The 14,074-nt window shown below is 60.3% G+C and carries 14 protein-coding genes; 9 read left to right on the top strand and 5 right to left on the bottom strand.

Translation table 11 applies throughout. The features are described 5' to 3' along the window. Positions 1 to 119: 119 nt before the first annotated feature. Both AC0L26_RS09670 and AC0L26_RS09665 read right to left on the bottom strand, forming a co-directional pair. Complete coding sequence (locus AC0L26_RS09670) at positions 120 to 1,004, bottom strand: hypothetical protein (RefSeq protein ID WP_473632324.1); 885 nt, start codon at positions 1,002 to 1,004, stop codon at positions 120 to 122. A gap of 175 nt (positions 1,005 to 1,179) precedes the next feature. Continuing rightward, entirely contained in the window at positions 1,180 to 1,398 is a 219-nt protein-coding gene (locus AC0L26_RS09665) for a hypothetical protein (protein WP_473632323.1), read from the bottom strand. 71 nt (positions 1,399 to 1,469) lie between these two features. Between AC0L26_RS09665 and AC0L26_RS09660 the strand changes: the two genes are divergently transcribed. Next, complete coding sequence (locus AC0L26_RS09660) at positions 1,470 to 1,856, top strand: hypothetical protein (RefSeq protein WP_473632322.1); 387 nt, start codon at positions 1,470 to 1,472, stop codon at positions 1,854 to 1,856. Positions 1,857 to 1,940: 84 nt separating this feature from the next. Here the strand turns inward: AC0L26_RS09660 and AC0L26_RS09655 are convergent, their stop codons facing one another. Then, complete coding sequence (locus AC0L26_RS09655) at positions 1,941 to 2,156, bottom strand: hypothetical protein (protein ID WP_292401395.1); 216 nt, start codon at positions 2,154 to 2,156, stop codon at positions 1,941 to 1,943. 388 nt (positions 2,157 to 2,544) lie between these two features. Between AC0L26_RS09655 and AC0L26_RS09650 the strand changes: the two genes are divergently transcribed. After that, positions 2,545 to 3,579, top strand: coding sequence for a DUF2865 domain-containing protein (locus tag AC0L26_RS09650; protein ID WP_473632321.1), 1,035 nt, complete (start codon positions 2,545 to 2,547; stop codon positions 3,577 to 3,579). 5 nt (positions 3,580 to 3,584) lie between these two features. Here AC0L26_RS09650 and AC0L26_RS09645 read toward each other — a convergent pair whose 3' ends face one another. Then, a complete protein-coding gene (locus AC0L26_RS09645) occupies positions 3,585 to 4,079 on the bottom strand; it encodes a hypothetical protein (RefSeq protein ID WP_473632320.1) in 495 nt (164 codons plus the stop codon). A 602-nt stretch (positions 4,080 to 4,681) separates the two neighbouring features. On the opposite strand from AC0L26_RS09645, the gene AC0L26_RS09640 reads away from it, so the two are divergent. The 6 genes from AC0L26_RS09640 (at position 4,682) to phoB (ending at position 11,079) form a co-directional block, all read left to right on the top strand. Next, positions 4,682 to 5,686: a PstS family phosphate ABC transporter substrate-binding protein gene (locus AC0L26_RS09640; RefSeq protein ID WP_354492892.1), complete on the top strand. Its 1,005-nt coding sequence runs from the start codon at positions 4,682 to 4,684 to the stop codon at positions 5,684 to 5,686. 121 nt (positions 5,687 to 5,807) lie between these two features. Next, positions 5,808 to 7,196 (top strand): phosphate ABC transporter permease subunit PstC, encoded by a 1,389-nt coding sequence (pstC, locus tag AC0L26_RS09635; protein WP_473632319.1) that lies wholly within the window; start codon positions 5,808 to 5,810, stop codon positions 7,194 to 7,196. Further along, positions 7,189 to 8,802 carry a phosphate ABC transporter permease PstA gene (gene pstA / locus AC0L26_RS09630; protein ID WP_473632318.1) on the top strand — a complete coding sequence of 538 codons (1,614 nt, stop codon included), beginning with the start codon at positions 7,189 to 7,191 and terminating at the stop codon, positions 8,800 to 8,802. Before pstC ends, pstA begins: the two co-directional genes overlap by 8 nt. Positions 8,803 to 8,815: 13 nt before the next feature. Continuing rightward, complete coding sequence (gene pstB / locus AC0L26_RS09625) at positions 8,816 to 9,631, top strand: phosphate ABC transporter ATP-binding protein PstB (RefSeq protein WP_352927853.1); 816 nt, start codon at positions 8,816 to 8,818, stop codon at positions 9,629 to 9,631. A gap of 37 nt (positions 9,632 to 9,668) precedes the next feature. Continuing rightward, positions 9,669 to 10,373 carry a phosphate signaling complex protein PhoU gene (gene phoU / locus AC0L26_RS09620; protein ID WP_352927850.1) on the top strand — a complete coding sequence of 235 codons (705 nt, stop codon included), beginning with the start codon at positions 9,669 to 9,671 and terminating at the stop codon, positions 10,371 to 10,373. A gap of 16 nt (positions 10,374 to 10,389) precedes the next feature. Then, positions 10,390 to 11,079, top strand: coding sequence for a phosphate regulon transcriptional regulator PhoB (phoB, locus tag AC0L26_RS09615; protein ID WP_031254097.1), 690 nt, complete (start codon positions 10,390 to 10,392; stop codon positions 11,077 to 11,079). A gap of 290 nt (positions 11,080 to 11,369) precedes the next feature. Here the strand turns inward: phoB and AC0L26_RS09610 are convergent, their stop codons facing one another. Further along, positions 11,370 to 12,617 (bottom strand): ROK family protein, encoded by a 1,248-nt coding sequence (locus tag AC0L26_RS09610; RefSeq protein WP_473632317.1) that lies wholly within the window; start codon positions 12,615 to 12,617, stop codon positions 11,370 to 11,372. 267 nt (positions 12,618 to 12,884) lie between these two features. Here AC0L26_RS09610 and xylF point away from each other — a divergent pair, with 267 nt between their 5' ends. Beyond that, positions 12,885 to 13,925: a D-xylose ABC transporter substrate-binding protein gene (xylF, locus tag AC0L26_RS09605; RefSeq protein ID WP_354492897.1), complete on the top strand. Its 1,041-nt coding sequence runs from the start codon at positions 12,885 to 12,887 to the stop codon at positions 13,923 to 13,925. Positions 13,926 to 14,074: the final 149 nt, after the last annotated feature.

The following is a 14,074-nucleotide window of genomic DNA, read 5'->3' as shown; positions in this document are numbered from 1 at the left end:
ACCGGCTCAGCCCGCCCCCGTTCAGTAGCGGATCGTCGTTTTTACAAGGTCGGATCCTCGCCCCGAGCGGGGGTTCGCTTTCGGCATCGCCAGAGACCACACGTTGTTGCGCCTGTCGTTCAGGGACCGAATACCACCAGCTCGGTGAACGTCAGATCGCCAAGCGAGGGTGGTCTGGGGCCCTTGAAATATTTCAGCCCGCTGTTGTGGCGGTACCGCCCGAACAGACCTGCAATCGGCTCCTTGGCGTCGACGACGCAAAGCAGGATGCCACTTCGCAAGAGAAAGCGCCCCACAGCACCGGCGCACCGGCTCAAATCCTCGAGGGAGCGGCAATAGATGACCTGATAGCACGGGACAAGACCGCGCAATATTCGGCGCGGCATCAACACGAAAGGGAACGCCACTCCGTCGCAAATGCAAATCAATGACAGGCAACCCAATGCGGCGTGTTCCGAAAGTATGTATCTCTCACTGTCGGGCAGCATCGCCATTTCCGCAAGATCGGGACGAACCTCGAGCACGCGATATGACCGCGGCACCGAATTCAAAGCCGGCAAGAAGGCGAATTGCCCAGTGGAAAAGGGGCGAAAGCCGAGCGCCCAGTTAGCCTTCAATGTCGCGGGCGCCGGCGAAATGTTCGTGTAAGTCACGTCCCTTTGCTTCAGGATCGTCGTCACCAATTTGGCGCCATAGGGACGGGATTCCGCGTCGACGGACCAGCTTGACAGATTGCAGCGGATCTCGTCGCCTTCCTGCCCGCGATAACGGGTATAAAGCGTCAGCACAACGCCGACGATCCGACCAGCCTTCTCCAAAGCCAGGCCGTATTGTGGGAAATCGGCGACGGCAGGCCGTTGCGACAAACGGGCCAGCGCCTGTGTCCAGTAACTCCGGTCACGCTCCGGAAAGCCCCGGCAGAGGCAGTCGACCACTCCTTCCCAATCAGCTTCACGAATTGGTCGACAGAGAACGTCGGGAGGGAGGGCGCCAAGTACGGCCATAAATCGACTTCCAGGACACAATAGTTACTTAGATATGTCTCACGCGCCAACATGTTGGTGCACAACGATTAAGAGTCTGTGCTGCTTTTAAAAACGACTTTCTGCATTCGTGACGAAAACGCAGATCGGATTGGTCAGGATGCGTCGACGACCAGCCCCGTCAGTTAAGGATTTGTTAACCAAAGCCCTGTCTATTGGTCGGCAATTCACCTCCAATTTCGTGACCACGGATGTACTGGCGCGCGTCGAGGTGGAAAGGAAAGGTCGGCCATGCGCCGGCCTTTTTGCTTTCAAAGGCTGTCATTCTGGGAAACTGCGGCCTGATTTCGCGATTGTCAGCGGCATCAAGCTGTTGCGAAACATCAAGCTCTTGTAAAATATCAATCTCTTGCAAAACATGTTGTCATTGCCTGCATTGTCCCTACCATGTCGCTGTGCGGGCAAGCGGAAGGACGAGGACTTGCAATGAAACGCGCTGCAGGGAAACGCGCCGCAGGACTGCCGGCGATTGCGGGCGCAATATTGGCAGGCGTCACCTGTCAATCGAATGCCGCATCGCTCAACACCATGGACGATGTCGGAGCTGCGATCCAGGCGTGCTGGACCCCGCCGGCGGATACCGGAAATGCAACCGTCACATTGAGCTTCAGCTTCAAACGCGACGGAACGCTGATTGGCCCGCCCAAGCCGACTGCCATCCAAGTGACCGGCGACGCGAAGGCGCGGCAATCCTTTGTCGATGCCGCGATCGCCGCCGTGCAACGGTGCTTGCCACTGAGCTTTTCGCCGGCGCTCGCCCAAGGGATTGCGGGCAATGTCTTTACCCTGCGATTCGGCTCGCCCAAACAATAACCGGTGTCATTCCAAGCAAAAGCCACTCGGGCTGAGAACGATTCATCTCCCCCAGGAAACGCCGGACCGCTCTGTCCACAGACCTCAGTGCTGCCCGCGTCTCGCATTGACATGGCGTGCCAACTCCGGCGTCTCAAAGACGTAGTCGCTCCAGGCCGATTCTGGAATCTGGCCGGCCAGATAGCATTCCAGCAAAAGACTTTGCTCGGGGCTGAGAGGCCTCGGCGCGCGCTCGTGATCCAATCCAAGCGAATGAAAGAGATTTCTGGTCAGGCCCGAGACAGTGAAGTGAATCGACATGTGCGTCTCCTTTGACCATCCAGCGCATGACCCTGAAATCGGAACGAAATCATGCGCCAGATCAAAACGTTACAATGTTCTTTGCGCGCCTAACGGCACACCCGGCTAGTTTAACGCCGTAAGGGGGACAAAGGTTTCAGTGCGGAACTGCCGGTAGCGCCGGATTGATCGGGGATTCACCGATCGATCGGGGTCCGAAACCCGCCATTCAGGTCAAACTTCCGGCAGCGGCGCGGGTGAGTTGGTGTTGCTTTGGGGTTCGTCTCAATCTTGAAACAAAAGTGCAATATTGAATTTACGAGAGTACATATAATGCACAAGTATTAAAGCTTCTGGAAACCGCTGTCTTGCTGGAATTAGGTAAACCTCATTTAGAGAATCCTTATTCATGATCAACAAAGAATGCGGCTCCAGGTTCTCGGCGGAGACAAGGGCAATGGTCGTTCCGGTGATACGCTTCTGGTCTGGCATGTTTCTTATGCTGGTGTTGGTGACGGCATTTATGCTAGGCACTTCCTCTTCATACGCGGATAGTTGCAGTGCGATCAGAAGCCAGATGCGTTCGGCCGATCGCGGCGGGTCGAGCCCGCAGCTTGCGCAGTTTCGCCGGCAGCTTGTTGCGATCCAGAGGTTGGAGAAACAGCGTCAATGCTCGGCCAAAAGTTCGCTGGTCGGATTCTTTTTCAACCCCTGTGCCGATCTCGTCAGGAGTAAGGCGGAGGTGCAACGCCGGATTGCGGCCGCATCGAATTCGGGCCGGAATACGTCCGGTCTGCGGGCCAGGTTCGTCGCCCTGGGCTGCACGACCGCCAAGAAGCAGGAGAGGCAGGAACGGGAAGAGCAAGCGCAACAGCGCTCGGCGCCCAAAAACCGGTCCACTGGCGCGAACTATGCCAGCGGTCCGATGCTGTATTGTGTGCGCCTGTCGGACGGATATTTCTTCCCTGCACCAAAATCGCAGTTCGCCAAAAGAGACGATCTGACGGAAACTGTCGATCAGTGCCGTTACATTTGCGAGGATGCCGGCGTCGACCTCTACACGCTGGAAGATCCCAGCCGTGAGACCGAAGAAATGGTCGCTATCGAAACGCGAAGACCCTATACGGAGCTTGCGACCGCTTTCAGGTACCGGGAGGACGCGAAATTCGAGGCGTGTGACGTCAAGCGTTACAACAAGCGTGTCGCCGAACTCAGGGCACGGACGGTAACGCCGGCCAACATGGCCAATGCCATCATTCCATTGCCGACGATAAAGCCGGATGTGGCCGCCGTTGCGGAAATTCCGGTGCTCGAGGCCAAAGTTCCGGATGGCACGGCTCTCAATGTGGAAGCCAAAGGCGCCGCCCAACATCAGTCGATCGAAAGATTGACCGAAACGCGGCCGGTAAGGGTGGTCGGGCCGGCTTTTTTCCCAGAAAACTGATCCCGCTATTCGCAAACCATGCGGACGCGCTTTCCAGGCTGGCTGACGTTTTTGCAGGTGAGCGGTTTTGCTGGCTCGGATGACGGCGCCGGCCGATCGTTGGAGATCCTGGTAATGCGCCTTCTCGACGCGGCGGGGGTGTTGGTTCTGCGGGTCGCCGCGCTTTCCGGCATTTCGGGCGCTACAGGAAACACATCGGTTTGCAGCTGCGGCTGCTCGGCTTGCGGCTGCAGCTGCCTGTCCCAGAACCGCCGGACATCGAGCGGCCTTGGAATGATGACGCTGCCGTCATAGCTGCGCGAACAGCCGCTCCCGAATATCAGCATCGGGCACAGGAAAAAAGGCAGGATCCGTCCCAACATCGGCAATACCCCTACAGGGTTTATAACGCGGCTTCGGTTCTGCCGACAACGTCGGAATACCGCGATAGGCATGCCGATCGTCGACGTCACCGCGCACGCACCGAAAGGAGCTTGCCAACGATGCCAGGATGCGGGCATGGACGGCTAGCTTCCCAAGCCCATCAGCCCTAGAGCCTTGCTCGAAATGTCGAGCGCGGGCATGGTGCGGACGGAGAAATCCAGCGCAACGCGTATAGGAATCCCGTCAGGCTGTATAGTTCAGCCGAGATTCGGCGACGCGTCGGGGAGCAAGACTATGGTGCGATCGCACCATACCAAAGCGCGCGCCGGTTGGGACAATAGGCATATTCGAGTTCCGCTCCTCCAGTTACGGGCGGGAGCAGCGACCGCCGGCAAGAAACAGGGTCAGATTTACCCCAACGGACCTGTTTCGGCGATGGCGCGGCCCATGACCTCCTTTGGCCGCATGCAACGCGCTCCCGCCCGGATTTTCTTTTTCGACGCCATCTGCAGCGCCTGTCGAGGAGGGATGGCGGCTGGAAATCGTGCAAGCTGCTGATTCCAGCGGCAAACCGCGGCTGCGTCAGCGAGACTCGCAACGCTACCTTTTCGGCATGGCTGTGCGGCGTTACCGGGCTGACATCAAACTGTCATGAGACTGTAATAATCGGGGGCTATTGGCCTCAGCGGGCGCCGAAGGAAGGCGCCGAGAGACCATCTTCCGAACAGGAGCAGGCCACATGAAGAAATTCCTCCTTACGGCGTCGGCCGCGGCGCTTGCGCTCGCCGCGTCGGCTGGTTATGCCGCCGCGCGCGACCAGATCCAAATCGTCGGTTCGTCCACAGTATTCCCCTTCACCACGGCTGTCGCCGAAAAGCTCGGCCAGAGCGGCCAGATCAAGACCCCGGTCGTTGAATCGACTGGCACCGGCGGTGGCATGAAGCTGTTTTGCCAGGGCGTCGGCGAAAATACCGCCGACTTCACCAATGCCTCGCGCGCCATCAAGGACAGCGAGCTCAAAACCTGCAAGGCAAACGGCGTGACACCGGTCGAGATCAAGGTCGGCTTCGACGGCATCGTGCTCGCCAACTCGAAGGCAGGCACTGTCGTTGATCTGACCAAGGAACAGGTTTTCAAGGCGCTCGCCAAGAATGTCGCCGTTGACGGCAAGGTCGTTCCCAACCCCTACAAGAACTGGTCGGATGTCGATGCGTCGCTTCCCGCGACAAAGATCGAAGTGCTTGGCCCGCCGCCCACGTCCGGCACGCGCGACGCGTTCGTTGAACTCGTCATGGACGCGGCCTGCCAGGAAGAAGTGAAGGCGGCTAATGAAAAGGGCTGCGGCGAAATCCGCGAAGACGGCGCTTTTGTCGAGGCCGGCGAAAACGACAATCTGATTGTCCAGAAGCTGGAAGCGAACCCCAATGCCTTCGGCATCTTTGGTTTCTCGTTCCTTGACCAGAACGCGGACAAGCTGCAGGGCCACAAGGTCGACGGCGTCGAGCCGACCTTCGAGAACATCGCATCCGGCAAGTATGGCGTTTCCCGCTCGCTCTACATCTATGCCAAGAAAGAGCATGTCGGCGTCATCCCCGGCATGCAAGAGTTCATCGCCGAGTATACCTCGGAGGGTGCATGGGGTCCTGAGGGTTATCTGGCCGACAAGGGTCTGATCCCGCTGCCGGACGCCGAGCGCGCCACGTGGGCCGAAAACGCCAAGGCCCTGAAGGGCATGGGCTCCTGATTTTTTCGGGGTCCGGGCAAATATCCGCTCTGATCCTCATGCTCTAAAGCACAAAGCGCGGGACCAACGTCCCGTGCTTTGAGCCGGTGGATGGCCGGCGGTCGAGGGGACGTCCTGAATCATGGTCGGTTATCTCGTTGTTCTTCTGTTAGTTTTGGCTGCTGCGGCCTATTGGATAGGCCGCACACGCGCCATTGCCAGTGTCAATGGCGACGTCGCGCGGCTGCATTCGCTGCCTGGGCAGCATGGCATGTTTCTGGCGCTCTTTGCTGCCGGTCCCGCGCTGCTTGCGATCGTGTTGTGGTCGATGGTGACGCCGGGAATTGAATCGTCAATCGTCGCCGACCGCTTCTCCGCCGAGTTGTCGGGAATGGGCATTCCGCAAGTCGAAGCTTTCATCCGCGACGCTCGTGCGATGGCCTTTGGCGGGCTTGTCGGCTTCGCCGATCCTACGAAAGAGGCAGCCGCGGCCGTCTACAAATCGATCCATGCGACCAGCGCCTGGATCATCTGGGCCGTCGCGCTTCTGCTTTCCGCGTCCGGATTTTACTGGGCCTATTCGCGCATCGCACAGGCCTACCGGGCGCGCCACGTGGTCGAGCGCGTTCTTCGCGCATTCTTGATCACCTGTTCGGCGGTCGCGATCCTGACGACGATCGGCATCGTCCTGTCGCTCATCTTCGAATCCTTGCGGTTCTTCCAACAGGTGCCGCTCTATAAATTCCTGTTCGGCACGCACTGGTCGCCACAGAGCGCCTTTACCGGCGCCGGAGCGGAAGCCGGGGCGGTCAACCAGGACATTTTTGGCATGGTGCCGCTCTTTGCCGGCACGTTGCTCATCACCTTCATTGCCATGCTGGTAGCTGCGCCCATCGGGCTGATGGCTGCGATCTATCTTTCGGATTACGCTTCCAAAAGCGTCCGCGCGGTCGCAAAGCCGGTGCTGGAAATCCTCGCCGGCATTCCGACTGTCGTCTATGGCTTCTTCGCCGCGCTGACGGTTGCACCCTACTTCCGTGGTCTCGGCGAAAGCCTGGGCCTCAACGTTGCGTCAGAATCCGCGCTCGCCGCAGGCGTGGTCATGGGCATCATGATCATTCCCTTCGTTTCCTCGCTTTCCGATGATGTGATCAACGCCGTTCCGCAATCGCTGAGGGACGGTTCCGCCGGCCTCGGCGCGACCAAGTCTGAAACCATCCGAAAGGTGATCCTTCCCGCGGCCCTTCCGGGCATCGTTTCGGCGATGCTGCTCGCCGTCAGCCGCGCAATCGGTGAAACCATGATCGTGGTCATGGCGGCGGGGCTGGCAGCTAATCTCACGGCGAACCCGCTCGAAGCCGTCACCACCGTGACGGTGCAGATCGTGACGCTGCTTGTGGGCGATCAGGAGTTCGACAGCGCCAAGACGCTTGCAGCCTTCGCGCTCGGCCTGGTGCTGTTCTGCATCACGCTTACCCTCAACATCGTCGCTTTGCGCGTCGTCCAGAAATACCGAGAACAATATGACTGATGCGATCTCGTCATTCGGCGTCGTCGGACGCCCCGTCAGCATTCATACCGACGATGCCGCGAAGGCGCGGCTGAAGGGCCGTTACCGCACGGAAACGTGGTTCAAATGGCTTGGCGCCGCAGCCGTCGCGTTGGCCGGCCTCTTCCTTGTGCTGCTTCTGTCGACGATCGTCACGCAGGCGATCCCGGCGCTGCGGCAGAACTATTTGACGCTGCCGATCGATCTTTCGGCGGCCAAGGTCGACCCGGCGAAACTCGATGCCGTCAACTACGACGCCATCGCCCAGGAAGCGCTTACGGCAAAATTTCCGGATGTGACGAGCCGTCAGGACAAGCGCCTGCTGCGCGGGTTGATTTCCACGGGCACAGGCGTGTTCCTGCGCAAAGATATCGCTGCTGATCCGGGGATGCTCGGAAAAACGGTGGACTATGCGGTCCCACTTGACGATTTTGCCGATCTTTATCTCAAGGGTTTGCTTGCCGACGTCGGTTCGGACGAAGCGATTTCGACAAGCGTCACGCCTTCGCAAACCAGCGGCGACATCGATCTGACCTTCGGCGACGATGCCATGCTGGCGCTGGCGCGCGGCCATGGTGCGACCGAAGGCGAAAACGGCATGCTCATGCTGACGAGCGGCGCGTCGTCGCTGCTGGTCGCGTTCAATGGCGGCACGGTCAAGCTGACCGCGCTGTCGCCTGGGGCCAACGGGACGGCGATCGCAAAGGGCACGGTGATCGAGGCGCTCGACAGCACGACGCCCGCCGCGAGTGGCCAGGCATTCCTGCGCGTCATCAATACGCCGGAAGCATCGCGAAAGATTTCGGACAAGACGATCGTCTGGCTCGATACGCTGAAGAGCGCCGGCCTGATCGAAAGCCGGTTCAACTCGATCTTCTTCTTCACCGGCGCAAGCCGCGAGCCGGAATTGGCTGGTGTCTGGGGCGCGGTCGTCGGTTCGTTCCTGACCATGATCGTGACGCTCGCCATCGCATTCCCGATCGGTGTTTCGGCGGCGATCTATCTTGAGGAATTTGCACCCAAGAATCGACTGACGACGATCATCGAAGTGAATATCAACAATCTGGCGGCGGTGCCCTCGATCGTCTTCGGCCTGCTTGGACTTGCCGTATTCCTGAATTTCTTCGGCCTGCCGCGCTCGGCCCCGGTGGTCGGCGGCATGGTGCTGGCATTGATGACCCTGCCGATCATCATTATCGCCTCACGCGCTTCGCTGCGCGCGGTGCCACCGTCGATCCGCGAGGCAGCTCTTGGCATCGGAGCGTCCAAGGTCCAGACCGTATTCCATCACGTCCTGCCGCTGGCGATGCCGGGCATCATGACCGGCACCATCCTCGGCATGGCGCATGCGCTGGGCGAAACCGCGCCGTTGCTGATGATCGGCATGGTCGCCTTCATTGTCGACATTCCCGGCGGCTTCACCGATCCCGCGACGATCCTGCCGGTGCAGATATTCATGTGGGCCGATTTCCCGGAAGCTGGATTCCAGCAGAAGACTTCGGCGGCGATTTTGATTTTGCTGGTGTTTTTGGTCATCATGAATGCCATAGCGGTGATACTGCGCAGGCGCTTCGAGCGGCGCTGGTAAGGAGTTAGAGGATATGAACATCATGACGGAAGCCAGCGTCGAACAGAAACTGAATAGCGGAACCAACGAACCTTCGATCAAGATGAAGGGCGAAAAGGTCTCTGTTCATTATGGCGAGAAGCGCGCTCTGTTCGACGTGGATCTCGATGTCCGCGAGAACCAGGTGACGGCGTTGATCGGCCCATCGGGTTGCGGCAAGTCGACCTTTCTGCGTTGCCTGAACCGAATGAACGACACGATCGACATCGCACGGGTAAGCGGCAAGATCACGCTCGACAACGAGGATGTCTACGACCCGAAAATCGACGTCGTCGAGCTGCGGGCTCGCGTCGGCATGGTGTTCCAGAAGCCGAACCCGTTTCCGAAGTCGATCTACGAAAACGTCGCCTACGGTCCGCGCATTCACGGTCTGGCCAGGAGCAAGGCGGAGTTGGACGGCATCGTCGAATCGAGCCTGAAGAAGGCCGGCCTGTTCAACGAGGTCAAGGATCGCCTGCTCGAGTCGGGCACCGGCCTTTCCGGCGGACAGCAGCAGCGCCTGTGCATCGCGCGCGCCATCGCGGTGTCGCCGGAAGTGATCCTGATGGACGAGCCCTGCTCAGCGCTCGATCCGATCGCCACCGCCCGCGTCGAGGAGCTGATCGACGAGCTGCGTCAAAACTACACGATCGTCATCGTCACCCATTCGATGCAGCAGGCAGCGCGCGTGTCGCAGCGAACGGCGATGTTCCATCTCGGCTATCTGGTCGAGGAAGGCGCGACCGACAAGATGTTCACCAACCCCGACGACAAGCGCACCCAGGACTACATCACCGGCCGGTTCGGCTGAGCGGTCCGGCGGCGAATTCGAACACGAGGACAGCATCATGGGTGAACATACCGTCGCCTCCTTCGACGAGGAATTGGAACACATCGACAGGCTGATCCGTGACATGGACGAGCTTGCCGCCGCGATGGTAGCTGCGTCGATCCGCGCATTGCTCGCGTCAGACAATGCGATGGCGCAGCGCGTCGTCTCGGACGATGCCATCATGGATGCCCGGCAGCGCGAGCTCGACGACAGCGCGATCACACTGATCGCCAAGCGGCAGCCGATGGCGCAAGACCTGCGCGCCGTGGTTGGCGCAATCCGGATGGCCGGCGATCTGGAGCGCATCGGCGACCTGGCCAAGAACATAGCCAAGCGGGTCAGCGCAGTCGGACAGAGCGCCACGCCGCGTAATCTCTCGCATGGTATCGACGCAATGGCGGATCTCGTTCTCGAACAGCTCCGTGGCGTGGTCGAGCACTACGTGTCGCGAGACGCCAACGCGTTGAAGGAACTACGCGCCGCCGACGAGAAGGTCGATGTCAAATACACGGCGGTTTTTCGGGAGCTCCTGACCTACATGATGGAGGACCCTCGTAACATCACCGCCTGCACGCATCTTCTGTTCTGCGCCAAGAATCTCGAGCGTATTGGCGATCATGTAACCAACATCGCCGAAAACGCCTACTATGTCGTGACCGGACAGCAATTGCCGGCGGATCGCCCGAAGCTCGACGAAACGACGACGGCGCCGGCGACATGACGGGGGTGACCGATCGATGATCGCGCCGCGCATCATGGTGGTGGAGGATGAAGAGCCGCTGGGCGTCCTCCTCCGCTACAATCTGGAATCCGAAGGCTATCAGGTCGAGGTGGTGACACGCGGCGACGAGGCCGAAATCCGGCTGCAGGAAAACGTGCCCGATCTTCTGGTGCTCGACTGGATGGTGCCGGCAGTTTCCGGCATCGAGCTTTGCCGGCGTCTTCGGGTGCGTCCCGAAACCGAGCGGTTGCCGATCATCATGCTGACCGCGCGCGGCGAGGAGAGCGACCGGGTGCGCGGCCTCTCGACCGGGGCCGACGACTATCTGGTCAAGCCGTTCTCGACACCGGAATTCATGGCCCGGGTCAAGGCGCTGCTGCGCCGCGCCAAGCCGGAAGTGCTGTCCAGCGTGCTGAAGGTCGGCGACATCATGCTCGATCGCGAATCGCACAGGGTCTACCGCAAGAAGAGCGAGATCCGGCTCGGGCCGACCGAATTCCGGCTGCTCGAATTCATGATGCGGCACCCCGGTCGCGTCTTCTCGCGCAGCCAGTTGCTCGACAATGTCTGGGGCGAGACGATTTACATCGATGAACGCACGGTGGACGTCCATGTCGGGCGGTTGCGCAAGGCGGTCAACAATGGTCGCATGCCCGATGTCATCCGCACCATCCGCGGCGCGGGCTATGCGATCAGGGAAGATTAGTTCCTCGGCGCGTAAGTTCTGACAGGTCGGGCGTGCGGATCGCATGCTCTGCGATTAGCCGAAACGCTCCTCACTCGTCATCCTGGGGCGGAGCAAGGAGCGAAGCGACGCGGCGCAGACCCCAGGATCCATGCGGCGACTTAAGTGCGCTGCTGCGATCCAGAATTCTGCTCCGCTGCACTCCTCGGCTAAGGTTACGGCATGGATCCCAGGGTCTCCGCGACGGAGCTTCGCTCCTGCTTCGCCCAGGGATGACGAAGTTAGGAATTCGCGCGCTCTTTCGGGTCAACTCAGGCCACGTCCTTCCTGCTCGTGCCGGACTTTCCTTGCGCGCCCGGCGCGAAAATCTCCTGGTCGACGAAATTCAGCGCCTGCATGGCGCAGCCTTCGCGGATCAGCGGCAATTCGTTCGGCTCGGTGTCGAAGGAAATGGAACCCGAATGCTGGCCGCCGGCGGTCTGGGCGATGGCTTCGCGCAGGGCCGGCTCGATCAGGTCGAAGGCGGCAGCGCTGGCGCCGACCATGGCGACCGGCGCTGGATCTATCAACGCGAACAGGCTGCCTAGCCCGAAGCCGAGCGCTTCGCCGGCCTTGCGGTAGGCTTCGCGCTCCGGTCCGTCCGCCTCGCGCGCCCGTGCCGCCAATGCCCGCATGTCGGCATCGCTGACATCGGCGACCGGTTCGGCATTCTCGCTCAATTGCCTTGCATTGCGCCAGATGGCGTAGTTCCCGGCATAGGCTTCGACGCAGCCGCGCCGTCCGCAGCGGCAAAGCGCGCCGCCCGGCCGATGGATCATGTGGCCGAATTCGCCGCCTGAGGAATGGGTGCCGGTGAACAATTCGCCTTTCAACACCAACCCCATACCGATGCCGTGTGAGAGCAGGATGGCGATGAAATCGTTGCGGTAGCGATCCGGGTCGCGCCAGCGCAGCGCCACGGCCATCATGTTGCAGTCGTTTTCCATGATGGCCGGGATGCCGAATTCGCGTTCAAGAATGTCGGCGAAAGCGATGTTCGTTTGCGGCGTGATCGGCGACCACAACATGGCGCGCGCATGGGAATCGGTAATACCCTGGATCGCCAGTGCGATGCGGGCGACGCTTTGGACGTCGAGGCCGGGATCTTCGAGCCGTCGCCGGACGATGGCGACACATTCGCCGATCAGCTCGTCGCGCGACATGGTCAGCGTGTCCAGCCGGCGCTGTTCCTCGGCGACGACTTGTCCGGCATAATCGATGACGGCGACCGACAGGAAATTCAGCGACAACACGACGGCCAACACCGCTGCCGCTTCCGGATTGAGGCCGAGGCCGACCTGCGGCCGGCCGCGTTTCAGCGAAACGGCCTCGCTCGCCCTGCTCTCGGTCAGGATGCTTTCCTGGATCAGGTCTGAACAGATCGCCGATATCGTCGAATGGCTGAGGCCGGTGGTTGCCGCGATCTCGGTTCGCGATGGTTGGCCGGCCCGGCGTACGGCCGAAATCACCATCGCCCGGTTGCGCCGGCGCAAATCGTCATGACGGATTCCAACCGACATCCTGTTGCTTCCTCCCTGTCACCGCGGCGACTCATAAATCGGAAGCCGTCGATAATGTCGGACAAATAGTGGCAGAAGCAGAAGCCGCTGTCACGGTTTATTCCGAGGCTCGAAAAAAAGCCGGAAAGCCATCAAAATCCATCAGAATTGATGTTGACAGCGCTTCGGCGTTGGATCAGTGTTTTTTCGAGGCTCGAAAAAATAGAGCCTTTGTGCCGACCCTCGGGTCAGTCTGGTCGCGCCGCACGCGGTGCAGGGAGGAATATCATGAAAAGATTCACAGCCGCCATTCTGGCGGGGGTCGCCATGTCGCTGACGCTCGCATCGGTCGCACAGGCCAAGGACAAGGTCATTGGCGTTTCGTGGTCGAATTTCCAGGAAGAGCGTTGGAAGACCGACGAAGCCGCCATGAAGGCGGCGATCGAGGCCGCCGGCGACAAGTATATTTCAGCCGATGCGCAGTCCAATCCCGGTAAGCAGCTGACCGATGTCGAAAGCCTGATCTCGCAGGGCGCCAATGCACTGATCATCCTGGCGCAGGATGCCTCGGCCATCGGGCCGGCGGTGCAGAAGGCCCTGGACGAAGGCATTCCGGTCGTCGGCTATGACCGGCTGATCGAGAACAAGGACGTGTTCTATCTGACTTTCGACAACCAGGAAGTCGGCCGCATGCAGGCCCGCGAAGTGTTCAAGGTAAAGCCGGAGGGCAACTACGTCTTCATCAAGGGTTCCGGCGCCGATCCGAATGCCGATTTCCTGTTCGCCGGCTCCATGGAAGTGCTCAAGGATGCCATCGACAGCGGCAAGATCAAGAATGTCGGCGAGGCCTATACGGACGGCTGGCTTCCCGCCAATGCCCAGAAGAACATGGAACAGTTCCTGACCGCCAACGACAACAAGGTCGACGCGGTGGTTGCCGCCAATGACGGCACCGCCGGCGGCGTCGTCGCGGCACTAACGGCGCAAGGCCTGGCCGGATCCGTCCCGGTATCGGGTCAGGACGGCGATCATGCGGCGCTGAACCGTATCGCGCTCGGCACACAGACCGTATCGGTCTGGAAGGACGCGCGCGAGCTCGGCAAGAACGCTGCCGAGATCGCTTCGCAGCTGGCCGATGGCAAGCAGATGACCGACATTGCGGGCGTCAAGGACTTCACCACGCCGGGCGGCAATGCCGTCAAGTCGCTGTTCCTGACACCGATTGCCATCACCAAAGACAATCTCAACGTTGTCATCGACGCCGGCTGGATCAAGAAGGACGAAGTCTGTGCAGGCGTCGCCGCAGGCAGCGTTGCGGCCTGCAATTGATCTGGACAACTTCGCAGGGAAACGAACGCCGCGGCTGTCAGGCCGCGGCGTTTTTCGAGAGGCTTTCCACTTCAAATGACTTCCGCTTTAAATGACTGGGGAAAGCAAATAGCATCCTGTTCCGGCATCCGCGCCAGACGGCAACCCGG

The sequence above is a fragment of the Mesorhizobium sp. WSM4823 genome, from assembly GCF_055811195.1.
The sequence above is the reverse complement of the archived record's forward strand: the minus strand, read 5'-3'. Positions and strand labels throughout refer to the sequence as shown.